Origin of the sequence: Thermopolyspora sp. NPDC052614, assembly GCF_040678635.1 — a bacterium.
Lineage (GTDB): Bacteria > Actinomycetota > Actinomycetes > Streptosporangiales > Streptosporangiaceae > Thermopolyspora.
Genome location: NZ_JBFATZ010000014.1, coordinates 99,516 through 122,092, shown reverse-complemented (window position 1 = coordinate 122,092; position 22,577 = coordinate 99,516). Strand labels below are relative to the sequence as shown.

23 protein-coding genes are annotated in these 22,577 nt (G+C 71.9%); 17 read left to right on the top strand and 6 right to left on the bottom strand.

Annotated features, from left to right (window positions below; all coding sequences use genetic code 11):
- Window positions 1–175: 175 nt before the first annotated feature.
- The gene (locus AB0K60_RS26785) at window positions 176–1,978 is read left to right on the top strand and encodes an antibiotic biosynthesis monooxygenase (protein WP_364060629.1); all 1,803 of its coding nucleotides are present in this window, start codon (window positions 176–178) and stop codon (window positions 1,976–1,978) included.
- Window positions 1,979–2,035: 57 nt separating this feature from the next.
- Here the strand turns inward: AB0K60_RS26785 and AB0K60_RS26780 are convergent, their stop codons facing one another.
- The gene (locus AB0K60_RS26780; protein ID WP_364060626.1) at window positions 2,036–2,284 is read right to left on the bottom strand and encodes a glutaredoxin family protein; all 249 of its coding nucleotides are present in this window, start codon (window positions 2,282–2,284) and stop codon (window positions 2,036–2,038) included.
- Between the two features lie 224 nt (window positions 2,285–2,508).
- Between AB0K60_RS26780 and AB0K60_RS26775 the strand changes: the two genes are divergently transcribed.
- The 7 genes from AB0K60_RS26775 (at window position 2,509) to hemL (ending at window position 10,819) form a co-directional block, all read left to right on the top strand.
- The gene (locus AB0K60_RS26775; protein ID WP_364060623.1) at window positions 2,509–3,291 is read left to right on the top strand and encodes a redox-sensing transcriptional repressor Rex; all 783 of its coding nucleotides are present in this window, start codon (window positions 2,509–2,511) and stop codon (window positions 3,289–3,291) included.
- Between the two features lie 138 nt (window positions 3,292–3,429).
- On the top strand, window positions 3,430–4,806 hold the full coding sequence (locus tag AB0K60_RS26770; RefSeq protein ID WP_364060620.1) for a glutamyl-tRNA reductase: 1,377 nt from the start codon (window positions 3,430–3,432) through the stop codon (window positions 4,804–4,806).
- A 277-nt stretch (window positions 4,807–5,083) separates the two neighbouring features.
- Window positions 5,084–6,079: a hydroxymethylbilane synthase gene (hemC, locus tag AB0K60_RS26765; RefSeq protein WP_364060617.1), complete on the top strand. Its 996-nt coding sequence runs from the start codon at window positions 5,084–5,086 to the stop codon at window positions 6,077–6,079.
- Entirely contained in the window at window positions 6,076–7,638 is a 1,563-nt protein-coding gene (locus AB0K60_RS26760; protein ID WP_364060614.1) for a bifunctional uroporphyrinogen-III C-methyltransferase/uroporphyrinogen-III synthase, read from the top strand. Before hemC ends, AB0K60_RS26760 begins: the two co-directional genes overlap by 4 nt.
- Window positions 7,639–7,722: 84 nt before the next feature.
- Complete coding sequence (hemB, locus tag AB0K60_RS26755) at window positions 7,723–8,709, top strand: porphobilinogen synthase (RefSeq protein ID WP_364060611.1); 987 nt, start codon at window positions 7,723–7,725, stop codon at window positions 8,707–8,709.
- Window positions 8,710–8,783: 74 nt separating this feature from the next.
- Window positions 8,784–9,428, top strand: a complete 645-nt coding sequence (locus AB0K60_RS26750) for a bifunctional DNA primase/polymerase (protein ID WP_364060608.1) — start codon at window positions 8,784–8,786, stop codon at window positions 9,426–9,428.
- Between the two features lie 98 nt (window positions 9,429–9,526).
- Entirely contained in the window at window positions 9,527–10,819 is a 1,293-nt protein-coding gene (gene hemL, locus AB0K60_RS26745; RefSeq protein WP_364060866.1) for a glutamate-1-semialdehyde 2,1-aminomutase, read from the top strand.
- 180 nt (window positions 10,820–10,999) lie between these two features.
- On the opposite strand, the gene AB0K60_RS26740 is transcribed toward hemL, so the two are convergent.
- Window positions 11,000–11,128: a hypothetical protein gene (locus AB0K60_RS26740; RefSeq protein ID WP_364060605.1), complete on the bottom strand. Its 129-nt coding sequence runs from the start codon at window positions 11,126–11,128 to the stop codon at window positions 11,000–11,002.
- 72 nt (window positions 11,129–11,200) lie between these two features.
- On the opposite strand from AB0K60_RS26740, the gene AB0K60_RS26735 reads away from it, so the two are divergent.
- Window positions 11,201–12,169: a LysR family transcriptional regulator gene (locus tag AB0K60_RS26735; RefSeq protein ID WP_364060602.1), complete on the top strand. Its 969-nt coding sequence runs from the start codon at window positions 11,201–11,203 to the stop codon at window positions 12,167–12,169.
- Between the two features lie 102 nt (window positions 12,170–12,271).
- Here the strand turns inward: AB0K60_RS26735 and AB0K60_RS26730 are convergent, their stop codons facing one another.
- A complete protein-coding gene (locus tag AB0K60_RS26730) occupies window positions 12,272–13,102 on the bottom strand; it encodes an EamA family transporter (protein WP_364060863.1) in 831 nt (276 codons plus the stop codon).
- Window positions 13,103–13,348: 246 nt separating this feature from the next.
- Here AB0K60_RS26730 and AB0K60_RS26725 point away from each other — a divergent pair, with 246 nt between their 5' ends.
- From AB0K60_RS26725 to ccsA, 5 genes are all read left to right on the top strand, one after another.
- Window positions 13,349–13,990 carry a histidine phosphatase family protein gene (locus AB0K60_RS26725; protein ID WP_364060599.1) on the top strand — a complete coding sequence of 214 codons (642 nt, stop codon included), beginning with the start codon at window positions 13,349–13,351 and terminating at the stop codon, window positions 13,988–13,990.
- Between the two features lie 89 nt (window positions 13,991–14,079).
- Window positions 14,080–14,667 (top strand): TlpA disulfide reductase family protein, encoded by a 588-nt coding sequence (locus AB0K60_RS26720; protein ID WP_364060596.1) that lies wholly within the window; start codon window positions 14,080–14,082, stop codon window positions 14,665–14,667.
- 4 nt (window positions 14,668–14,671) lie between these two features.
- A complete protein-coding gene (locus AB0K60_RS26715) occupies window positions 14,672–15,394 on the top strand; it encodes a cytochrome c biogenesis protein CcdA (RefSeq protein ID WP_364060860.1) in 723 nt (240 codons plus the stop codon).
- Complete coding sequence (locus AB0K60_RS26710; RefSeq protein ID WP_364060593.1) at window positions 15,395–17,164, top strand: cytochrome c biogenesis protein ResB; 1,770 nt, start codon at window positions 15,395–15,397, stop codon at window positions 17,162–17,164.
- Window positions 17,165–17,167: 3 nt separating this feature from the next.
- Complete coding sequence (gene ccsA, locus AB0K60_RS26705; protein ID WP_364060590.1) at window positions 17,168–18,148, top strand: cytochrome c biogenesis protein CcsA; 981 nt, start codon at window positions 17,168–17,170, stop codon at window positions 18,146–18,148.
- Between the two features lie 154 nt (window positions 18,149–18,302).
- Here ccsA and AB0K60_RS26700 read toward each other — a convergent pair whose 3' ends face one another.
- Entirely contained in the window at window positions 18,303–18,623 is a 321-nt protein-coding gene (locus AB0K60_RS26700; protein WP_364060587.1) for a PLDc N-terminal domain-containing protein, read from the bottom strand.
- Between the two features lie 617 nt (window positions 18,624–19,240).
- On the opposite strand from AB0K60_RS26700, the gene AB0K60_RS26695 reads away from it, so the two are divergent.
- Complete coding sequence (locus tag AB0K60_RS26695) at window positions 19,241–20,026, top strand: hypothetical protein (RefSeq protein ID WP_364060584.1); 786 nt, start codon at window positions 19,241–19,243, stop codon at window positions 20,024–20,026.
- A 10-nt stretch (window positions 20,027–20,036) separates the two neighbouring features.
- Window positions 20,037–20,276, top strand: coding sequence for a hypothetical protein (locus AB0K60_RS26690; RefSeq protein ID WP_364060581.1), 240 nt, complete (start codon window positions 20,037–20,039; stop codon window positions 20,274–20,276).
- Between the two features lie 252 nt (window positions 20,277–20,528).
- On the opposite strand, the gene AB0K60_RS26685 is transcribed toward AB0K60_RS26690, so the two are convergent.
- Window positions 20,529–20,768, bottom strand: coding sequence for a BldC family transcriptional regulator (locus AB0K60_RS26685; RefSeq protein WP_084259189.1), 240 nt, complete (start codon window positions 20,766–20,768; stop codon window positions 20,529–20,531).
- 242 nt (window positions 20,769–21,010) lie between these two features.
- Here AB0K60_RS26685 and AB0K60_RS26680 point away from each other — a divergent pair, with 242 nt between their 5' ends.
- Window positions 21,011–21,223 (top strand): DUF4229 domain-containing protein, encoded by a 213-nt coding sequence (locus AB0K60_RS26680; RefSeq protein WP_364060578.1) that lies wholly within the window; start codon window positions 21,011–21,013, stop codon window positions 21,221–21,223.
- Between the two features lie 7 nt (window positions 21,224–21,230).
- Here the strand turns inward: AB0K60_RS26680 and AB0K60_RS26675 are convergent, their stop codons facing one another.
- Window positions 21,231–22,520 (bottom strand): delta-60 repeat domain-containing protein, encoded by a 1,290-nt coding sequence (locus AB0K60_RS26675; RefSeq protein WP_364060575.1) that lies wholly within the window; start codon window positions 22,518–22,520, stop codon window positions 21,231–21,233.
- Window positions 22,521–22,577 lie beyond the last annotated feature (57 nt).

The following is a 22,577-nucleotide window of genomic DNA, read 5'->3' as shown; positions in this document are numbered from 1 at the left end:
TCGCCCAACCGTGACCATGCGAAGGACCGTTCCCATCGGGTCCCATCGGGGGATTCGCGTGCTCGGCGGCGTGGCCCGACGCCCCGCCGGCCCGCCACCGGCACCGGTTTCACCGTCACGAGTCCGGACATCGGCTACCGGTTGGGCGGTAATGTCCGGCAGCATTGGTCCCACCATGGAAGTTCTCGTCGCTGTCACCGCGTTCGCCGGCGCCCTGCTCGCGGCGATCACCACCGGCGTCCTGATCGGGCGCGTCCGGGACGATCGCGAGGGTTGGCTCATCGCATGGGCGGTGTCGACGGCGGCGCTCTGCGTCTCGCTGGGCGTGATCGCCACCGGGCACCTGGTCGGCTTCGGCACGGTGACCTTCCGGATCCATCAGCTCACCGGCGCGCTGCTCGCCCCGCTGTGGCTCGCCCTCGGCGTGGTCCAGCTCCTGGCCCTCAAGGTACCGGCCAAGTTCGTCACCTGGCTGTTCGGCATCGCCTTCACGATCGTCGCGAGCGTGATCCTCGTGCTCGACCCGGTCAAGGGGGCCGGCACGATGGACAAGACGCTGCCCCTGGGCGAAGAGCACTGGGATGTCCTGCCCAAGTACCTGATCACCGGCACGCACGGCATCGTCCTGCTCATCCTGCTGATCGCCCTGATCGTCTCCCTGCTGCGCTGGCGCAAGGGCGACGATCTCGACGCCGACAACATGCACGCCCTGGTGGTGCTGGTTCCCGTCGGCATCGGGCTGGAGGCTTCGATACGGTTTCCGGTGCCCGGCATCGCCAGCGCGCTGGTGTTCACCGCCGCCGCCGGGGCGGTCTGGTACGTCGTCGCCCGTCCGCTGGCGCCGTACGAGGACGAGGAAGACGACGACGAGGACGAGGAGTGGCCGATGGAGCCCCCGCAGCGCCGCGGACGGCGGGACGAACCCGCGCGGTCCTTCGAGCAGGGACTGGGCGAGTCCCCCGACGCGGCCCGCGAGCGCCGTCCCGGCGGCCCGCCCGGCGCGCGGCCCGTGGGCGGACCGGAACGCGGCTTCGGGCCCCCGGGTACGGCCGAGCCCGCCGGACCGTTCGGGCACCCCGCCGCGCCGCCGTCGCCGGTGGGTGCCCCGACCGAACGCGGCTTCTTCGAACAGCCACGGCAACCCGTCGCGGGCGGGCCGTTCGCGGGCGCGCAGGGCCCCGCGGGCCTTCAGGGCGCGCACGCGGGTCCCGGCGGCCCGGCGGGTCCGGGCGGCGTTCCGGGCGGGCCCGGAGGCCCCCCGCCGCGCCGTTCCGGTCTGGGCGACCTGGTCGCCGAGTACCGGGCGGGGGAGACCGGCGAGGTCGACTACGCCGCGCGGATGCGGTCAGGCCCGTTCACCGGCCCCTCGACAGGCGGCATGATGTCCCCCGTCCCCCCGCCGCCCGACATGGCCGTCACCCCGCCCAACGGCGCCCGCCACGCCGCGCCGACGGGCCCGAAAGGCCCGGTGGGGCCCATGGGACCGGTCGGCCCGGACATCGACATGCCCGCCACCGGCGCGCTGTTCACCCCGGCCGATCTCGCCGCGCGGGAGGCGGCCGCCGATCTTGCCGCACGGGACGTACGGGACATGGCCCGGGATGTCGCCCCGGCCCCGACCCCGGACCCGATGGACGGCGGGATCGCCCCTGGGATCTACGGCCTGCTCACCGTGTTCACCCTGATGGACGGCTCCGGCGAGGCGTTTGACCGGCTCGCCGCCGAGACCATCGAGGCGGTCAAGCGCAGCGAGCCCGACACGTTGATCTTCGTCTGCCACTCGGTCAAGTCCGCGCCGCTGCAGCGGATCGTGTACGAGCTCTACCGCGACGAGGTCGCCTACCACGAGCACCAGCGCCAGCCCCACATGGCGCGCTTCGCCAGCCAGCGGGTCGCCCACGTGCTGGCCGCCAACGTCATCGAACTCAACGTCAACAGCGCCAAGGTGGCGCCCCTCCCCACCGCCTTCCGCATCTGACGATCTTCCGGGGATCACGGACGCCGCGGCGGCGGGGGAGGGCCGCCCGCAGATCCCTCAGGCGGTGAGGGCGGCGCGCAGGCGGGCCTCGTCGACGCGCCAGAAATCGTGCTGGACGCCGTCGATGAAGGTGACCGGGATCATCTCCCAGTACTTGGCGTAATCGTCCTCATTGGCCGTTATGTCGCGTTCCTCCCAAGTAACGCCGAGTTCGCCCGCGACCCGCTCGATGATCGCGCGGGCGTCGTCGCACAGGTGGCAGCCGGGCTTGCCGTACAGGGTGATGTGATGCTCGCGGGACGCCATAGGCCAAGCGTACGGGGGTTGGCGCCGGCCGCGCGCGCGACCGGCGGGCACGCCTGGGACCCTTGAGGTGACATCCTCCAGGACGGTGAGGACAGGTGCAGTCACTTTGTGCGTCCCTTCACAAAGGGACTAACCTGGATGTCTGCGCCTTCACCTCGACATCCGTCGCATCCGCGAGAGCGGCCGGGGCGCACCGGCCGCCCGTCCCCCAGGAGCTCCGGCAAGTGACACGCCGAACCCCGCAACCGCGCGACCGTGGCATCCCGGATGCGACCGTCGCCCGGCTGCCGTTGTACCTGCGCGCGCTCAACGGCCTGGCCGAGCGCGGGACGGCGACGGTCAGCTCGGAGGACCTCGCGGTGGCCGCCGGCGTGAACTCCGCCAAGCTCCGCAAGGACCTGTCCCACCTGGGCTCGTACGGCACCCGCGGCGTCGGTTACGACGTGCAGTACCTGATCTACCAGATCTCTCGCGAGCTGGGCCTCACCCAGGACTGGGCGATCGCCATCGTCGGGGTCGGCAACCTCGGCCGCGCGCTGGCGAACTACGGCGGGTTCGTCTCCCGCGGGTTCCGCGTCGCCGCCCTGGTGGACGCCGACCCGGAGGTGGTCGGCGACCGCATCGCCGGCCTGGTCGTCGAGCACATCGACGACCTGGAGGCGGTGATCAAGAGGCGCGGTGTCTCCATCGTCGTGCTGGCCACCCCGGCCCCGGCCGCCCAGCAGGTCTGCGACCGGGTGATCGACGCCGGCGTCACCAGCATCCTCAACTTCGCCCCGGTCGTGCTCTCGGTTCCGGAGAACGTGGACGTGCGCAAGGTCGACCTCTCGATCGAGCTGCAGATCCTCGCCTTCCACGAGCAGCGCAAGGCCGAGCGCGAGGGCGCGGCGTCGGAGGACGGATGGACCGAAATGGACATGCTGAGCGGACGCGTGATGAGCGGACGCGAGCAGACTGGACATGAGAAGAGCGGGCTCGGCGAAGCGCCGCGGAGGGCGACGCGATGAGCGGGCCGACCAAAGCGGGCACGTCACCGCGACACGGTCGTATGGAGGCGAACGCAGTGAGTGGGGCGAAGTGAGCGAGGCTAGGCGACGCGCCGGCAGGCACGACCGCACGGCCGCGGCGGTGACGGAGGAGACGCCGTGAGCGTGCTGGTGGTGGGAATCAGTCATCGCACGGCCCCGGTGGCGCTGCTGGAGAAGGTGGCGGTCGCCGGGGACGCGCTGAAGAAGCTCATACACGACGTGCAGCAGGACGAGCACGTCGCCGAGACGATGGTGATCTCCACCTGCAACCGGGTGGAGGTCTACACCGACGTGGAACGCTTTCACGGCGGCGTGTGCGCCGTGACCGACCTGCTCAGCAGGTACTCGGGGGTGCCGCAGGAGCAGCTCACCCGGCACCTGTACGTGCACTACGAGGACAGCGCCGTCCAGCACCTGTTCACGGTCGCCTGCGGCCTGGACTCGATGGTGGTGGGCGAGGCGCAGATCCTCGGCCAGGTCCGCCAGGCCCTGCGGCTCGGCCAGCAGGAGGGCACGGTCGGCACTACCCTCAACGAGCTCGCCCAGTACGCCCTGCGGGTGGGCAAACGCGCGCACACCGAGACCGGCATCGACCGGGCGGGCGCCTCCCTCATCGGCGTCGGCCTCGACCTCGCGGAGAAGGTGCTCGCCGCCCCGCTCGCCGGACGGCACGCCCTCGTCGTCGGCGCCGGGTCGATGAGCGCCCTCACCGCCGCGACCCTGGTGCGGGCCGGGGTGACCGACATCGTGATCGCCAACCGGACCTACGACCGGGCCCTGCAACTCGCCCAGTCGGTCGGCGGCCGGGCGGTCGAGTTCGCCGACGTGGCCGGCGAGCTCGCCGACGCCGACCTGGTCGTCTCGTGCACCGGCGCGGGCACCCTGGTGGTCACCGTCGACATGGTGAGCGCGGCCGTGCGCGGGCGCGTCCCCGACCGGCCGCTGTTCCTGCTCGACCTCGCGCTGCCGCACGACATCGACCCGGCGGTACGGCTGCTGCCCGGCGTCACCCTCGTCGATCTGGAGTCGATGCAGGAGGCCGGCGTCGGCTCGGCCGGTCGGGACGGCGGGCGCGGCGCCGCGATCGCGGCGGCCGAGCGCCTCGTCGCCGACGAGGTGACCGCCTTCCTCGAGGCGGCGCGGGCCGCCCGCGTGACCCCGACGGTGGTCGCGCTGCGGAGCAAGGCGGCCGGGGTCGTGGACGCCGAGCTCGGGCGGCTCGCCGCCCGGCTGCCCGAGATGGACGGGCGCGTGCGCGACGAGGTCGCCCAGACGGTGCGGCGGGTCGTCGACAAGCTGCTGCACGAGCCCACCGTGCGGGTCAAGCGGCTGGCGGCCTCCCCGGGCGGCGACCAGTACGCCCAGGCGCTGCGCGAGCTGTTCAACCTGGACCCGATGGCCCCCGAGGCGGTGTCGCGGGCCGACGTCCCCGAGCGCGGGATCCCGGAGGCGGGCGTCCCCCGCCCGAACGACCCGCGCGCCGATCTGGAGTAGCCTTGAGGTTCTGGCTTGGACCCGGAGACGCCGGCCCCCGTGGGCCGGCTCTCCCGGCGTGTCGCCGACCGGCCGTACGACCCGTGTCCCCGAGCCCCCGCGGGTCCCGCGGGCCCCGATGGCTGCGGGGGGCGCAGGCGGGCCCCGGCGGCGCGGGGTATGCGCGTGACGGCTTGGTCGTCGCCGTTCTTGGTACACGTCTTCGCGGCGTGCGGTGCCGTACCGGGTCCGCCGGCCTGCGTCCGACGGCGGCGGGCCGTACACGCGAGGAGACGCCATGAACGCTCTGAGACTGGGCACACGCAGGAGCGAGCTGGCCACCACCCAGTCCCGGCAGGTCGCCGACCGGCTCACCGAGCTGACCGGGCGCGCGGTCGAACTGGTCGGCGTGACCACGGTCGGCGACGTCACCAAGGGCGCGCTCAGCCAACTGGGCGGCACCGGTGTCTTCGTGAGCGCGCTGCGCGAGAGGCTCATCGCGGGCGAGATCGACTTCGCCGTGCACTCGCTGAAGGACCTGCCCACCGCGCCGGACCCGAGGATCGCGCTCGCGGCCGTGCCGCCCCGCCAGGACCCGCGCGACGTCCTGATCGGCCGGGCGAAGCTCGCCGACCTGCCGCGCGGGGCCAGGATCGGCACCGGGTCGCCGCGCCGGGTCGCGCAGTTGCTCGCGCTGCGGGAGGACCTGGAGTGCGTGCCGATCCGCGGCAACCTCGACACCCGGATCGGCAAGGTCGCCTCGGGCGAACTGGACGCGATCGTGCTCGCCGCCGCCGGGCTCAACCGCCTCGGCCGGGACGGCGAGATCGCCCAGATTTTCGAGGTCGACGAGATGCTGCCCGCCCCCGGGCAGGGCGCGCTGGCGGTCGAGTGCCTCGCCGGCCGCGCCGACCTGATCGAGCTTCTCGGCGTGCTCGACGACGCCGCGACCCGTGCCGAGGTCACGGCCGAGCGGGCCGTGCTCGCCGCTCTGGAGGCGGGGTGCGCCGCTCCGGTGGGCGCATTCGCGCTGCTTGAACGGGAAGTACACCTCGAACGAGAGGCACATCTCGAACGGGAAGCACACGATGCACGGCAAGCACACGATGCACGGCAAGCACACCGAGAAGACCCACTGAACCTGACCGCCGCCGTGATCGCGATCGACGGCACGCGGTCGGTGCGCAAGTCCACCGCCGGACCCGCCGAGGCGGCCATGGATCTGGGCCGCGCCTGCGCGGCGGCCATGATCGCCGAAGGGGCCGGCACGTTGATGGGGGAGCGGAACCATTGAGCTCCGGTAGTCAGATCGTCGCGTTCGTCGGTGCGGGACCGGGCGACGCCCACCTGCTCACCCTGCGTGGGGCGGACCTGCTGGCCAAGGCCGACCTGGTGGTCCTGGACCGCGCCGCGCAGGAGGCGCACCTGCGCCACTGCCGAGCCGGTGTCGAGGTCGCCGACCTCGCCGAGGGCGCCGAGGCGGCGTTCGCCCGGATGCTGGAGGCGGGCAAGGCGGGCCGCATGGTCGTCCGGCTGTGTTCGGGCGATCCCATGTTCTTCTCCGACGTGACCGACGAGGTCGCGGCCTGCGCCGAGGCGGGAATCGAGTTCGAGATCGTGCCGGGCGTCCCCGCGGCGACCGGCGTGCCGGTGTACGCCGGGATCCCGGCGGCGGCGACGGCGCCGGAGTTCCGCGTCGTGGACGCGACCCGGGTGGAGGACTGGTCGGCGCACGCGGACTTCGACGGCACGCTGGTGATCTACCACGGAGTGGACGAGGCGGTGCCGATCGCCAAGGCGCTGATCGCCGGGGGCCGGTCCGACCGCACGCCCGTCGCGGTGACCGTCGACGGCAGCACGACCGAGCAGCGCACCGTCGTCTCCACGCTCGGCCGGCTCGGCCCCGACCTCAAGCACGCGGCGATGACCGAGCCCGGGATCATCGTCGTCGGCGACGCCGTCGCCGGGCGGGACCGGCTGTCCTGGTTCGAGACCAAGCCGCTGTTCGGCTGGCGGGTGCTCGTGCCGCGTACCAAGGAGCAGGCCGCCGGGCTCACCGAGCAGTTGCGCTCCTACGGCGCGGTGCCCGTCGAGGTGCCCACGATCTCGGTCGAGCCGCCGCGTACGCCGCAGCAGATGGACCGGGCGATCAAGGGCCTGATCAACGGACGCTACGAGTGGGTGGCGTTCACCTCGACGAACGCGGTCAAGGCGGTGCGTGAGAAGTTCGACGAGTACGGGCTGGACGCGCGCGCCTTCGCCGGGCTCAAGGTCGCCGCCGTGGGGGAGACCACCGCCCGCGCCCTGGTCGAATTCGGCGTCAAGCCGGACCTGATGCCCACCGGGGAGCAGTCGGCCGAGGGCCTGCTTGAGGAGTGGCCGCCGTACGACTCGATGCTCGACCCGATCAACCGGGTGCTGCTGCCGCGCGCGGACATCGCCACCGAGGCGCTGGTGGCCGGGCTCACCGAGATGGGCTGGGAGTGCGACGACGTCACCGCCTACCGCACCGTGCGCGCCGCGCCGCCGCCCGCGCCGATCCGGGAGGCGATCAAGGGCGGCGGCTTCGACGCGGTCCTGTTCACCTCCAGCTCCACCGTGCGCAACCTCGTCGGCATCGCCGGCAAGCCGCACAACGTGACGGTCATCTCGGTCATCGGGCCGCAGACCGCCAAGACGGCCGAGGAGTTCGGGCTCCGGGTCGATGTGATGGCCGACAAACCGTCCGCGGCGGCTCTGGCGGCGGCCCTGGCCGAGTACGGCGCCAAGCAGCGGCAGGCGGCCCTCGCCGCCGGGGACACGCCCCGCAGGCCGTCCCAGACGCGGCGGGGCGCCCGGCGGCGCGCCAAGTAGCCGTACCCAGCCACAAACCCAGCCACCAACCCAGCGACAAGACCCAGCCACAAACCCAGCGACAAAGGTGAGGGAGAGGCTCGAATGAGTGCCGAGTTTCCGGTCGCGCGACCGCGTCGGCTGCGCCGCGGCGCCCCGATGCGCCGGATGATGGCCGGGACGCGCCTGCACCCGTCCCAGCTCATCCTGCCGATGTTCGTCAAGGAGGGCATCGCCGAGCCAGCTCCGGTCGCCTCGATGCCGGGCGTCGTCCAGCACACCCGCGACTCGCTGCGCAAGGCCGCGCACGAGGCCGCGTCGGCGGGCGTCGGCGGCGTCATCCTGTTCGGCGTACCGGCGGTGAAGGACACGCGCGGCTCGGCGGCCGACGACCCGGAGGGCATCCTGCAGCTCGCCCTCGGCGACCTGGCGGCCGAGGTCGGCGACGCGCTGGTCGTCATTTCCGACACCTGCCTGGACGAGTACACCGACCACGGCCACTGCGGCGTGCTCACCGAATCCGGCGAGGTGGACAACGACGCCACGCTGGAACGCTACGCCTCCGCGGCGGTGGCGCAGGCGGCGGCGGGCTCCCAGATGATCGCGCCGAGCGGCATGATGGACGGCCAGGTGGCGGCGATCAGGGCCGCGCTCGACGGGGCCGGCTTCGCCCACGTGCCGATCCTCGCCTACTCGGCCAAGTACGCCTCGGCGTTCTACGGCCCGTTCCGCGACGCGGCCGAGTGCGCGCCTCAGTTCGGCGACCGCAGCGGCTACCAGCAGGATTCCGCCGGGCCGATCGGGGAGGCGCTGCGCGAGGTGCGGCTCGACCTCGCCGAGGGCGCCGACGCGGTCATGGTCAAGCCCGCGATGGCCTACCTCGACGTGATCCGCCAGGTCCGCGACCAGGTGGACGTGCCCGTCGCGGCCTACCAGGTCAGCGGCGAGTACGCGATGATCGAGGCCGCCGCGCGCAACGGCTGGCTCGACCGCGAGCGTACGATCATGGAGTCGCTGGTCGCGATCCGCCGCGCCGGAGCCGATCTGATCCTGACCTACTGGGCCACAGAGATGGCGCGGGTCCTATCCTGATGTCATCCGCCGGATTGAGGACCGTGCTCGCGGTAGAGGAGTGAGGGCCGGCGGAGGCTCGGGGAGGAGCGTGCATGGTGGGGGTTCCGCTGACTCGTCGTTCGAAACGGCGCAGGCATGGGTCGGCGGAGGTCAGCCGCGCGGTGCTCGAATACGCCGAGCTGGGCTGGCCGATCATCCCGGGTGCGCATCCGCTGCGCAAGGGAGGCCGGGCCTGCTCGTGCGACCGCGTCGGCTGTCCCGACCCGGGCGCGCACCCGCTGTCGCCCGCCTGGAGCCTCCAGGCCACGACCGATCCGGCCGTGCTGCGGCGGTGGTGGGAGCGCGAGCCCGAGGCGAACGTGATTCTGCCGACCGGCAGGGTGTTCGACGTATTCGACGTGCCGCACGCCGCCGGCCTGCAAGCCCTCGCGAGCATGGACGCCGCGGGCGTCCCCACCGGCCCGGTCGCCGAAAGAGGCGACCGGGTCCTTTTTTTCGTCGCGACCAGGGGCGCGCCGGAGGACGAGGACGAGTGGTGGTCCTGTCAGCTCGACTGCGACCCCGAGACCATCGACGACACGCCGGGGCTGCGCTGGCACTGCCGTGACAGCTACGTGCTCGCCCCGCCGTCCGCGCTGCCCGGCGGCGGCGCGGTCGCCTGGCTGCGCCCGCCCGCCGGGCAGGCCCTGCCCGATCCGCTGCGGGTGCTCGACCGGCTCGCCGACGCCCTCGACTAGGCTCCCATGGGCCTCTCGCGCCGCCCGGGCACCGATCCCGAGGCGCCGGGGGCGGGCCGTACCCTGGTGCGGTGAGTGAGCGAAGCGGAGGGCGCCCGGTGGGCAGCCAGAGGTCGCAGGAGCTGTTCGAACGCGCTCGGGCCGTGGTGCCGGGCGGGGTCAACTCGCCGGTGCGCGCGTTCGGCGCGGTCGGCGGCACCCCCCGGTTCATGGTGTCCGGGCAGGGGCCGTACGTGACCGACGCCGACGGCAACCGCTACGTGGACCTGGTCTGCTCCTGGGGGCCGATGATCCTCGGGCACGCCCATCCTCGGGTGGTGGCGGCGCTGACCGAGGCGGCGGCGCAGGGCACCTCGTTCGGCACGGCCACCCCGCGCGAGGTGGAGCTCGCCGAGGAGATCGTCGCGCGGGTCGCCCCGGTGGAGAAGGTGCGGCTGGTCAACTCCGGCACCGAGGCGACCATGTCGGCGGTACGGCTCGCGCGCGGGTTCACCGGGCGGTCCAAGGTGGTGAAGTTCGCCGGGTGCTACCACGGGCACGTGGACGCGCTGCTCGCCTCGGCCGGGTCCGGCGTGGTCACATTCGGGCTGCCGGACACGCCCGGGGTGACGGGGGCGTCGGCGGCCGACACGATCGTGTTGCCGTACAACTCGGTCGAGGCGGTGGAGGCGGCGTTCGCCGAGGCGGGCGACGAGATCGCCTGCGTGATCACCGAGGCGTGCCCGGCGAACATGGGGGTCGTGCCGCCGCTGCCGGGGTTCAACCGGCGGCTGCGCGAGCTGTGCGCGCGGCACGGGGCATTGCTGATCATGGACGAGGTGCTCACCGGCTTCCGGGTGTCGCCGTCGGGCTGGTACGGACTCGACCCGGTGGACGCGGACCTGATGACGTTCGGGAAGGTCATGGGCGGCGGGCTGCCGGCCGCGGCGTTCGGCGGGCGGGCCGAGGTGATGGCGGCGCTCGCGCCCGAGGGGCCGGTGTACCAGGCGGGGACGCTGTCGGGCAATCCGCTGGCCTGCGCGGCCGGGCTGGCGACGCTGCGGGCCTGCGACGAGGAGGTCTACCGGCGGGTGGGCGAGGCCGCCTCGGCGATCGGCGCGGCGGCGTCGGCGGCGCTGGCCGGGGCGGGGGTGCCGCATCGGCTGCAGAGCGCGGGCAACCTTTTCTCGATCTTCTTCGTCGACGAGGAGGTCACGGACTTCGCCGCGGCCCGGCGGCAGAACACCGCCGCCTACACGGCGTTCTTCCACGCCATGCTCGATCAGGGGGTGTATCTGCCGCCTTCGGCGTACGAGGCCTGGTTCCTGTCGGCGGCGCACGATGACGCGGCGGTGTCGCGGGTCGTGGAGGCGCTGCCGGTCGCGGCGAAGGCCGCCGCGGCGACCCTGTGAGGTTGGTAAGGCGGGCGGCCCGGCGAGGGTTCGCCCGCGGCGGATGAGGAGGTTCGGGCCCCGGCCGGTCGTCCACAGGACGGATCGCCGGGGCTTGTGCCCACCGGGCCGGTGTCCCGATCGGGGTGCCGACCGGGGCGGCTGCCGGTGGGACCGTGTGGTGGTCGGGTCCCGGATTCCTTAGCGGCTCTTGCGCTTGGCCGCGGCCGCACGGCTGTTGCGGGCCTCGGCGGCGAGGGTGGCCAGGTAGGAGATCTCGGGACGCTTGACATGGACTCGCTTCGTGAAGAGTTCGTTGATGCTTCGCATGTCTTTATTATCCGATACTAAACAGTGAAGGACAATCGAGACTATCTTGACATCATGGTTTAGTATCACTACATGTTGGACTTGAACCGGCTGAAGGCCCTGCACGCGGTCGCCGTCTACGGATCCGTCGGCGCGGCCGCCGAAGCGCTCATGGTGACGCCCTCGGCGATCTCCCAGCAGCTCGCCAAGCTGGAGCGGGAGACCGGCGCGCCGCTGCTGGAGCGCAACGGCCGCGGCGTCAAGCTCACCGACGCGGCCGGGCTGCTCGCCGAACACGCCGAGCGCATCCTGGCCCTGGTCGAGACCGCCGAGGCCGACTTCGAGGCGATGCGCGGCGCGGTCGTCGGCCGTCTGTCCATCGGCGCGTTCCCCACCGCCGCCCGAGGGATCATGCCCCAGGCCCTCGCCCTGCTCAAGGAGCGGCACCCGGGCCTGCATCTGCTGATGTACGAGCGCGAGCCCGAGCGGCAGATCCGCGAGGTGTCCCGAGGCGAGCTCGATCTCGTCGTGGTGCAGGACTGGACCAACCAGCCCATGTCCATCCCCGACGGGCTCTCCCGCGCGCCGATCCTGGAGGACATCGCCGACGTCGCGCTGCCCGCCTCGCACCCGCTCGCCGGGCGCAAGGAGGTGCACCTCAACGAGCTCTCCGACGAGAAGTGGATCAGCAGCGCGCCCGGCCAGATCTGCTACGACTGGCTGGTGTTCACCCTGCGCTCCGCCGAGCTGGAGCCGGAGATCACCTGCATGGCCGACGAGTACGACACGCAGCTCGCCCTGGTCGCCGCCGGGCACGGCTGCGCCATCGTGCCCCGGCTCGGCCGGGTATGGGTGCCGGACAACGTGCGCATGGTGCCGATCCTGCCGCGTCCGGTCCGCCGCGTGTTCGCGTTGTGGCGGGCCGACGCCGCACGCCGTCCGGCGATCCGGGCCGCGGTCGAGGCCATCCGCGAGGCGGGCGCGCCGGCCGACGCCGCGCCGGAGGACATCGGCTCGGCGTCGGTGACCATCGTCGCCGACGCCTCCGAGACGAACCGTTAGAGGCGGCCAGCTAGCGGCGGCCCGTCGGACGCCGTCGCACGGCGGTCAGGCTCCCGTACCCGCCGGTAGACCCCGTGGACCCCGTGGACCCCGTGGACGCCGTCAGGCGAGGGCGATCGCGCACACCCCGCCGACGATCACGGCGGAGGCGGCCAGGCGGCGGTGCAGGTCGCCCTCGGCGAGCAGCCTGCCGCCCAGGATCACCCCGATCAGCACGCTCACCTCGCGCATCGGGGCGACCGACGTGACCGGCGCGATCTCCAACGCGGTCAGCACGAGCAGGTAGGACAACGGGCTGAGCACCGCCGTACCGATGATGCGCCATCGGTGCGCGCGCCACAGCGGCCCGATCAGCGCGCGGCGCGACAGCCCCCACGGCGCCATCGGCAGCACCCGTCCCCACTCGGCCACGGCGTTGAACACCAGCGGGCTGACCGCCAGCGATTTCACCGCCCACGCGTCCCACAGCGTGTACGCCGCGATGAACAGGCCCGTGCCCACGCCGAAGCCGAACGCCGCCACCCCCGCCCTCGTGGCCCCGCCACGCGGCAGACCGAGCGCGAAGATGCCCAGGCCGATCAGCGCGATCCCGGCGATCTCCTGCGGCGTGGGCCGCTCGCCGAGCAGCGGCACGGCCCCCACGCTCGACAGCATCGGCCCGGTCCCCCTGGCCAGGGGATACACCAGGGACAGATCGCCGTGCCGGTAGCCGCGCTGCAGCACGACGAAATATCCCAGGTGCAGTAGCGCGCTGGCCAGCATGGCGAGGAACTGGCCCCACGTCGGCGCCGACCCGAACAGGATCGCCAGCGGGGTCCACACGACCACGGAGCACAGCGCCACCAGCCACAGGAACACCACACCGTCCGCCGCCGCCGCCTGTTTGCTGAACAGATTCCAGCCGGCGTGGGCGACGGCGGCGCCAAGGATCATCACCACCGCGAGGCCACTCACCATTAAGTAGTAGTGACTCCCGTGCCCTTCTGGAAAGAGCGTCTCTAAATTCTCCCCGGCCCGGACGCACGGACCGCACAGGTGGACGCGGGCTCGGGCCGCCGCCACCGCGTACATCACATGATGAACGCGGCCGATGAACACGGCCGATGAACGCGGCCGATCGAGCCGCGGCCGCCGGTGAACGTCGGCTGACGACCCCGTAACGGTAAGCTGGAGGCCACCATGGCTGAGACGACTATCGTGCACCTGCTGCGGCACGGCGAGGTGCACAATCCCGGCGGCATCCTGTACGGCCGCCTGCCCGGATACCACCTGTCGGAGACCGGGCGGCAGATGGCCGAGCTGGTGGCCAAGGCGCTCGCCGAGCGGGACGTGGTCCTGCTGGCGAGTTCGCCGATGGAACGGGCGAAGGAGACGGCCGCGCCGATCGCCGAGCGGTTCGGCCTTGAGGTGAAGACCGACGACCGGCTCACCGAGGCCGACAACGTGTTCCAGGGGATGGTGCTGGGCGTCGGACGCGGAGTGCTGCGCAGCCCCCGCCACTACCGCCACCTGTGGAACCCCTTTCGCCCCTCCTGGGGGGAGCGGTACGTCGACGTCATGCGGCGGATGAAGACCGTCATCGACGAGACGCGCGAGACCGCCCGCGGCCACGAGGCGGTGCTCGTCACCCACCAGCTGCCCATCTGGGTCATCCGGATGGCGGCCGAGCGCAGGCGGCTGTGGCATGACCCGCGCCGCCGCCAGTGCGCGGTCGCGAGCCTCACCAGCTTCACCTTCGACGGCGACCGCCTGGTCAGCATCGGCTACAGCGAGCCCGCCGGCGCGCTGCTGAAGGGGCCCGAGCCCACCCCCGGTGCCTGATTCGACGGCGAAACCCCGATTCCGGTAGCGACCGCTGCACACGGTACTGTGGGCGCTCTACCGAGTGTAGTGCTAGGAGATCATCCTCCGTGTCCACGAAAGCCAATGTCCTGATCGCCGCGCTGGCCATGGCCGCGCTCGCCGGCTGCGCGGGCGGCCAGGGCACGGCCGACCCGTCCGGCGACACCCGGTTCGTAGCCGGCGACGGCCGCGTGCAGTTGTTCGACGCCGCCCAGCGCAAACCGGCCCCCGCGTTCGAGGGCGAGACCCTCGAAGGGGGCGCCACGTCGCTCGCCGACCGCAAGGGCAAGGTGGTCGTGCTGAACTTCTGGGCGTCCTGGTGCGCGCCCTGCCGCAGCGAGGCCCCCACGCTCAAGGACATCGCGGCCCGTACCAAAGCCCAGGGCGTGGAGTTCCTCGGCGTCGACTTCAAGGACCGCAAGGCCGACGCGCTCGCCTTCCAGCGCGCCCGGCAACTCGGCTACCCCAGCATCTACGATCAGCCGGGCAGGATCGCGCTCTCCTTCCAGGGCACGGTCCCGCCCGCGGCGATCCCCTCGACGCTCGTCATCGACCGGCAGGGGCGCGTCGCCGCCCGCGCGCTCGGCGAGGTGAAGCACTCCGAACTGCTCGACGTCGTCACCAAGGTCAGCGGTGAGGGCAGTGGCCCCACCTGACGGGCTGGCCGACACGGTCGCGGCGGGATCGCTGCTGGTGGCCCTGCCGATCGCGGTCGCGGCCGGGGTCGTGTCGTTCCTGTCGCCATGCGTGCTGCCGCTGGTGCCCGGATACCTGTCGTACGTCACCGGCATGAGCGGCGACCCCAAACGGGGGCGCATGGTGCTGGGCAGCGCGCTGTTCGTGCTGGGGTTCGCGGCGGTGTTCGTGCTCGGCGGCGCGCTGTTCGGCGGCCTCGGCGGGGCGCTGTTCGCCAACGCCGACCTCATCACCCGCGTGCTCGGCGCGCTCACCGTGGTGCTCGGGCTGGCGTTCCTCGGGCTCATCCCCGGGTTGCAGCGCGACTACCGCATCCATCGGGTGCCCGCGGCCGGGCTGGTCGGGGCGCCGCTGCTCGGCGTGGTGTTCGGGCTCGGCTGGACGCCGTGCATCGGCCCCACGCTCGCCGTCGTGATGACGCTCTCCCTCGACCAGGGCAGCGCGGGCCGGGGCGCGGTGCTGGCGCTCGCCTACGCGCTCGGGCTCGGCCTGCCGTTCGTGCTCGCCGGGCTGGCCTACAGCAAGGCGTTGCACGCGTTCCGGGCCGTGCGGCGGCACACCCGGCTCATCACCCGTATCGGCGGTGGCATGCTGGTCGCCGTGGGCCTGCTGCTCGTGACCGGCCTCTGGACGGAACTCATCGCGGGGATGCAGGCGTGGATCGGCGGATTCAGGCCGGTGATCTGAATGACCTCACGCAAAGCCTCCGGAGAGACCCGCGACGACGCGCGCGTCGTCGGCCTCCAGGTCCCGGTCGGCGAGCCCGCGTCGCGGCCGGAGGGCCCCGCCGAGCCCGTCGTGGAGCCTCGGGCCACGGCGGCCGACGGCGTACAAACCGACGCAGGACCGACGCAGGACCAGGCCGCGGAGACCGAGCGCACGGGCGGTGATTTCGCGGCCGAGGTGACCGCCGAACCCGTGCGCCCCGCCGGATTCGGCCTCGTGGCGTGGCTGCGGTGGGGCTGGCGGACGCTGACCTCGATGCGTACCGCGCTCATCCTGCTGTTCCTGTTCGCGGTCGCCTCGGTGCCCGGCTCGATCCTTCCGCAGCGCAACATCAGCCCGGAGAAGGTCACCAAGTACTTCACCGACAGCCCGGGCCTCGCCGCCTGGCTGGACCGGCTGTACCTGTTCGACGTCTTCCACGCCCCCTGGTTCGCGGCGATCTACCTGCTGCTGTTCGTCTCGCTCGTCGGCTGCGTGCTGCCCCGCTCGCTCGCGCACTACCGTGAGCTGCGCCGCAAACCTCCCGCCGCGCCGCGCAACCTGTCCAGGCTGCCGCGCCACGCCGCCTTCCAGGGGCGGGCGGAGGTGGCGGACGTCGCCGCCCGCCTGCGCCGCAAGGGCTACCGGGTCGCCACCGGCCCCGACTGGGTCGCGGGCGAGAAGGGCTACCTCCGCGAGACCGGCAACCTGCTGTTCCACATCGCGCTGATCGGCATCCTGCTCGCCGTCGGCACCGGAACCTTGTACGGCTACCGCGGCAACGTGCTCGTCGTGGAGGGCGACGGCTTCGCCAACACCGTCGCCGCCTACGACCGCTACGTCCCCGGCCCGCGGGTGAACGCCGAGTCGCTGGAGCCGTTCTCGTTCACGCTGGAGGACTTCCAGGCCACGTACCAGACCGCGGGGGAGCACCAGGGCCAGGCGCTGGACTACTGGGCCAGGCTGCGGGTGACCGACCGGCCGGGAGCGCCCGAGCGCGTCCACGATTTGCGGGTCAACGAGCCGCTCAACGTCAACGGCACCCAGACGTACCTGCTCAACCACGGCTACGCCCCGGTCGTGAAGATCACCGACGGCGACGGCCAGGTCGCGTACGACGGCCCGGTCCCGTGCCTGCCCGCCGACCAGCGCACCCTCACCTCCGAATGCGTCGTCAAGGTGCCCGACGCCCGGCCTCGGCAGCTCGGCTTCCTGACGCGCTTCCTGCCCAGCACCGCCCCCGCCCAGGGCGGCGGCTACGTCTCGGTGTTCCCCGCCGCGGTGAACCCGACCATGCAGGTGTGGGCGTTCTCCGGAGACCTCGGCCTCGACGACGGCCGCCCGCAGTCGGTCTACCAGCTCGACACCGACAAGCTGAAGCCGCTGGTCATGCAGTCCGCGCCGCTGCTGCCCGGCCAGTCGCTGACGCTGCCGGACGGAGCGGGCACGATCGCGTTCACCGGGGTCAAGGAGTGGATCAGCCTGCAGATCACCTACGACCCCGGGCGCATGCCCGCGCTGGCGTCGGCGGTGGTGGCGGTGGTGGCGCTGGTGCTGTCGCTGATGGTGCGCCGCCGCCGCGTGTGGGTACGGGTGAGCCGCCCCGACGGCGACGCCGAGGGCACGGGCACCGCGAGGATCGAGGTCGGCGGCCTGTCCCGCACCGAGGGCAACGCCGGCTTCACCGAGGAATTCGACGAGATCGTCACGACACTGCGCGACCGGTTCGCGGTCGCGCCCGCTAAGGAGTAGACGGTGGGCAATCAGGTCAACACCGGACTCGCCCAACTGAGCGACCAGCTCATCCTGGCGACGGTCCTGCTCTACCTGGCCGCCATGATCGGGTACGCCCTGGAGCTGGCCTTCGGCGCCCCCCGCCGGAAGGCGAACGCGCGGCAGGTACGCGAACTGGTCACCGTCGGCGCACCGGCCGACACGGGCACTGGCACTGACACGGGCACGGGCACGGACACGGGCACGGACCTCCAGGAAGGGCCCGCCGCCGCGCCTTGGGCGCCCACCGCGGGCCGCGTCGCGGTCGCGCTCGCCTGGCTGGGCTGGGCCGCCAACCTGACCGGCATCGCCACCCGGGGCCTCGCCGTGGGGCGCTGGCCGTGGGGCAACATGTACGAGTTCGTGGTGGCGATCTGCTTCGCCGCCGTGACGACGTTCCTGGTGCTCTCGCTGCGCCAGCCGATCCGCTTCCTCGGCGCGTTCGTCACGCTGACCTCGGCGCTCGGGCTCGGCTTCGCCGTGCTCTACCTGCACGTTCAGGCCGGTCCCGTGGTCCCGGCGCTGAGCTCCTACTGGCTGGCCATCCACGTGGGCGCGGCCATCACCGCCAGCGGCCTGTTCATCCTCGCCGGCGTCACCGGCGTGCTGTACCTGATCAGGAAGCCGGGCGCGGCCCGGCTGCCGGAACGGGAGGACCTGGAGCGGATCGTGCACCGCGTCATCGTGATCGCCTTCCCGATCTGGAGCTTCGCCGTCATCGCCGGCGCGCTGTGGGCCGACCGGGCCTGGGGCCGCTACTGGGGCTGGGACCCCAAGGAGGTCTGGTCGTTCGTCACCTGGCTGGCGTACGCCGCCTACCTGCACTCGCGGGCCACGGCGGGCTGGCGGGGCAAGGCCGGCATCATCATCCAACTGGTCGCCTGCGGCTGCCTGCTGTTCAACCTCGTCGGCGTCAACATCTTCTTCAGCGGCCTGCACTCCTACGCCGACGTCTCGGGGTGACGGCGGCCGACGCGGCGTTCTTTCACGCGGCTTTCACGTCCTTGGCGTCCTCCGCTTGGAGACCGCGCCGAGCGCCGCTCGGCGTACGCTTTCCACCCCGCCCGGCCGTGCGGATCGGGCGGGGAGCGCGTTCACGGCCTGATCGCCTCGGTTCTCACTCCTCCCCGCGCAGGCGTCGTTCGAGGCTGCGGAGGAACTCGGGGTCGTCCTCGGGACCCCGGGGGGCCGGGGGACGCCGCTTCGGCGAGCCCGGAACACCGCCGCCGGAGCCGGACGCCCCGGGCGTGTACGCCTCCTGTTGAAGCGGGCGGCCCAGCAGCATCCACAGCAGGCCGCCGACCGTGACCAGAAGCACCACGATCAGCACCCACAGCAACTTGGGCAGGTTGCGGATGTGCTCCTCGGGGGTGGTGATGACGTCGAAGAGGCAGTAGAGCCAGAAGGCCAGCAGCGCCAGACCGATAACAACAGGCATGTCCGCAGCGTAAGGCATAGCGGGCATAGATCGCCTTTTGAAGTCGCTTAGGGATCGAAACGGCCCCGTCCAGAGGTCCCCACGAACACCACGAGCGCCCCTGGATCGCGACCGGCGACTCCATCGGCGGCCACGTACGCCCCGTAACCGCCCCGAACCGCCTTCGGAGCCGCCCTGGCAGTGAACACGGCATAACGGGTGACTTCGGTGAGACGTGCGTCGTACCGTGGGACGGTACAGCACTTCTCGGCGAGGATTGGGAGAGGAAGCCGGCCGGACACGACCGGTGGTACGGCGAGCCGAAGGCGCGCCGGGCGGTGGGCCCGCCCCGGGGGACGGGGTGCGGCGCTCGGCCCGCGCGTGGGTGGGGCTGCGGCGGACTCGACCTTGGAGAACAGAGAGGCGCGATGGCGCAATCGGGCGACAGAGGTCGTCATCGGCGAGGTCCTCGCTGGTGGCAGCGAGGGCCGTACACGTCGCCTCACCGCGGCGGGGTGGAGGCGCGGGACGAACCCGATCGGCACGCGACGCGCGGCGAGCGGGCCGACGGACCAGCGAGGCCGGAGCGCACCGAGTGGACCGACTGGTTCAGAAGAGCCGATCGGCCGGATCGGAGCGTGCGGCCGGAACGGGGGGACAGGCCCGAGCGGGGCGAGCGCCCCGAACGGGTGGAGCGTCCGGAGCGGACCCATCGGGCGGTGACCGCGCCGGTGGTGGACCGGCCGGTGTACACCTGGCGGGACTTCGAACTGGACGACCGGCCGGTGGAGACCGACCCGCACCCTCCGGACATGCCGGACCTGGGTGACGGAAGGCGGCACTGTGGGGCTCTGGAACAGGTTCTGCACCGCCAGTGGGACGCCGCCGACGGCCCGCCGCCGCCGGACATCGTGCGAGCGGTGGACAGCCTGGCGCGACTTCCCGACGGCCTGAAGCGCAAGCTCGCGGCCGGGCTTGAGGGCATCTACGTCGGCCCCGGCGGCGTGCCCGACCTGGACGACATGGGGTATCTCCGCGGCGCCCCGCTGCCGTCGGGCCGGGCGACGTGGGACATCTGCGCCGGCGCGTACGGGGATCGCAAGATCGTCGTGGGGGACCGGCCGTCGCCCACGCCGGACGTGATGATGCACGAGGTCGGCCACGCGCTCGACGACGTCGACGCGCCGCCGGGCGACTGGGTGTCGGACTCGCCGGAGTTCCAGGCGCTCTACGAGCAGTGCCTGCCCCTGCTCGTCTCGGGCTTCCACAAGCAGGGCGGCGGCCTGGGACGCAAGGAGTTCTTCGCCGACGCCTTCGCCGCGATCGCCTCCCGGCAACGTCCCGCCCTGGTGGACATGCTCGGCGGCGACACCAGGACCGCGCTCAATGTGATGTTGTTCTTCAACCGGCGTTACGGAATCTAGGTGATCTCTGATGTACGTGATCCGGCTCGCGGACGGGACCCTGCGTGTGCCGCAGACCCTGGCCAGCGATGACGGGCGCCTGATCGGCAACGCGTACGTGGAGGTCCTACCGGGAGATCCGGACTATGAGCGCTGGCTGGCGGAGGCGGTCAGCGAGGAGGAACTGACCGCCATGCGGCATCGGTGGCGGGAGGAGAACGACGACTTGGAGCGGGCGTTCCTGGCCTTCAAAGCGGAGCAGGACGGCTAGAAGACCGGGTCGTGCGTCTCGATGCGTCGAGATGTGCCATCGACGCGCGGCCGGGGGGTTCCGCGGCCGCGCCGGTGGACGTGGGGCGTCTCCGGCATGTCAGGACAAAAAGCGCACCCTAGGCACAGCAGGACAAGAGCGTGGGTACGGCGTGCACGCCGGGGGGTGACCGAGCGGCGTTCTCGGGTCCCCCACTCCAGTGACCCTGCGGCTTCCGGGGGACGCAGGATCACCGGTGTGACGGTGTGACCGTCAGACGCGAGGTGAGTCGCCGTTCGGCCGTTCGGCCGTCAAGACGTCCTCGCCACGCAGGAGGGCGTGCACCTCCGACTCGCGGAAGCGCCGGTGCCCTCCGGGGGTACGGATGCTGCTGATGCGGCCGGCGGCCGCCCAGCGAGTCACCGTCTTCGGGTCGACCCGGAAGAGGGCGGCAACCTCTCCAGGGGTCAGCAGACGCTCGCTGCTACTCTCCACAATCTCTCCCCCTCGCATCCCGCGTCCTGCTGCGGGCGGACAGGTAACCAGTGTGCCGAGCGAAGCCTGATATATCCGTGCTTTTCGTCAAAGATCACGGGATGTTATCGGCCGACTGCCCGATTGTTATATGATAGAGCCTCTTTGGGGCGCTCATGGGTGTTTCTTTATGAAAGCACCGTGTTGGGCAAGACTAGCAGCGCTCGCGCCGCGTGCGAAGTGAGACCGCTCCATCGTGAGAGTGACGTAACCTCGACGCTGTGCGTCCGCTTCTGGTTTACACCCTGTCACGGCTCGGCCTGTTTGCCGTTGCCCTCGGAGTGCTCTATCTGACCGGCCTTCGCGACTGGTTCTGGCTGCTTGTGGCGGCCTTCGTCGTCAGTGGCCTGGCCAGCTATGTGTTGCTGTCCGGACAACGTGACGAGCTGAGCAAAACGATCAGTAGAAGACGCGGGTCATCCGAGGGGCCATGAATCGCGTTCAGCGCCCCGTCGGAAACATACCGACCCGGGCATGGTACTCGCGACCGAGACGGGTCGTGTCACTTCCGACGATGAGACCGCCTTTATGCGCGAGGAAGGCCTTGACCCCGATGCCCCTGGTGCGCGTGGGGTTCCACGGCAACGCGCGGCCCGTGACCGGGTGAATCGCGCCGATTCCCGGGCGCGACACCGCGCCCGGGCCGCGCGTATCCGAACCATGCGGGTTGTCCAGCCATCGCTGATGACCGCCGACATAGACCGCCGCGCCCGTCACCTCGACCGAGTAAAGCGAGTCACCCCCGGTGTGGTTGACCCAGGTGGGACGGATATCGCCGCCAGTAGAATGAGTTTCGAAACGCGCCGCGCTGTCACATGTCGGACCGGTGCCGCCACGGTGTTTTGGGCCTCCTGTCGTTACTACGACGAAGTACTTACCGTCGGGGGAGAAATCCAGCCCTCGTACGTAAGAAGGAAACACCGACCAGCAGTCGGCGGCGTAGGCCGACGTGCGCCAGGGGGCCACCCGCGCCGGAGTGGAGCCGACGTCGATGAGGCCGAGCTGCGGGCGGGACAGGCGGTCCAGCGTGGTGAACGAGCCGTCCACCGCGAGCCGGTCGCCCGCGAGCGCCATCGCGTAGACCTTGAGCTGCCCGCCGCGCGGGCGCCCCGGCGTGACGGCGAACGCGGGATCGACCGCGCCGCTGCGCGCGTCCAGCCGGGCGATGGCCGAGCGCTGGGCGTCGCCGATCCGGTGGAAGTCGCCGCCCACGTACAGGTGTGAGCCGCGGGCGACCAGGCTGGAGACGTCGCCGCCCGACACCCAGGGCGCGAAGCCGTACACGGCCCGGCCGTCGCTCATGCTCAGCCTGGTCAGGGCGTGGGCGGGCCAGTGGTTGACGGTGTCGAACGAGCCGCCGACGTACACCGTGCCGGCGGCGCCGGGGGCGAGGGCGTGCACGGGGCCGTCCAGCTCCGGGGCGAACCTCTCGTCGATCTTTCCGGTGGCGAGGTCGAAGGCGAACAGGTTGGCGCGCGCCAGTTCCCGCGACTCCCCGGCGTTACGCACCCGGGAGAACTTGCCGCCCACCACCACCTTGCCGTTGACCAGCGCCAGCGCGTTGACGATGCCGTTCAGCACGTGCGGCGTCCAGTCCACGGGATCGGCCGAAACGACCGCGTGGTGCGGCACCGGCCCGCTGGCCGCGATCGAAGGGGTCGGGGCGAGCGCGCCGGCGGCGAGCACGGCCGAGCCGATGGAAATGAGGATGATCCGGTTCCGCGAGAGCACGGCAACTTCTTACCAGGCATACCGTGATCGCACCGCTACTTTCGGTGAACTCTGGAA

What these genes read in the sequence shown, in the direction of transcription:
- AB0K60_RS26785 (WP_364060629.1), top strand. Translation starts at nt 176, where the DNA reads ATGGAAGTTCTCGTCGCTGTCACCGCGTTCGCCGGCGCCCTGCTCGCG.
- AB0K60_RS26780 (WP_364060626.1), bottom strand. Translation starts at nt 2,284, where the DNA reads ATGGCGTCCCGCGAGCATCACATCACCCTGTACGGCAAGCCCGGCTGC.
- hemC (WP_364060617.1), top strand. Translation starts at nt 5,084, where the DNA reads ATGAACGCTCTGAGACTGGGCACACGCAGGAGCGAGCTGGCCACCACC.
- hemB (WP_364060611.1), top strand. Translation starts at nt 7,723, where the DNA reads ATGAGTGCCGAGTTTCCGGTCGCGCGACCGCGTCGGCTGCGCCGCGGC.
- AB0K60_RS26750 (WP_364060608.1), top strand. Translation starts at nt 8,784, where the DNA reads ATGGTGGGGGTTCCGCTGACTCGTCGTTCGAAACGGCGCAGGCATGGG.
- AB0K60_RS26740 (WP_364060605.1), bottom strand. Translation starts at nt 11,128, where the DNA reads ATGCGAAGCATCAACGAACTCTTCACGAAGCGAGTCCATGTCAAGCGT.
- AB0K60_RS26735 (WP_364060602.1), top strand. Translation starts at nt 11,201, where the DNA reads ATGTTGGACTTGAACCGGCTGAAGGCCCTGCACGCGGTCGCCGTCTAC.
- AB0K60_RS26730 (WP_364060863.1), bottom strand. Translation starts at nt 13,102, where the DNA reads ATGATCCTTGGCGCCGCCGTCGCCCACGCCGGCTGGAATCTGTTCAGC.
- AB0K60_RS26725 (WP_364060599.1), top strand. Translation starts at nt 13,349, where the DNA reads ATGGCTGAGACGACTATCGTGCACCTGCTGCGGCACGGCGAGGTGCAC.
- AB0K60_RS26710 (WP_364060593.1), top strand. Translation starts at nt 15,395, where the DNA reads ATGACCTCACGCAAAGCCTCCGGAGAGACCCGCGACGACGCGCGCGTC.
- AB0K60_RS26700 (WP_364060587.1), bottom strand. Translation starts at nt 18,623, where the DNA reads ATGCCTGTTGTTATCGGTCTGGCGCTGCTGGCCTTCTGGCTCTACTGC.
- AB0K60_RS26690 (WP_364060581.1), top strand. Translation starts at nt 20,037, where the DNA reads ATGTACGTGATCCGGCTCGCGGACGGGACCCTGCGTGTGCCGCAGACC.
- AB0K60_RS26685 (WP_084259189.1), bottom strand. Translation starts at nt 20,768, where the DNA reads ATGCGAGGGGGAGAGATTGTGGAGAGTAGCAGCGAGCGTCTGCTGACC.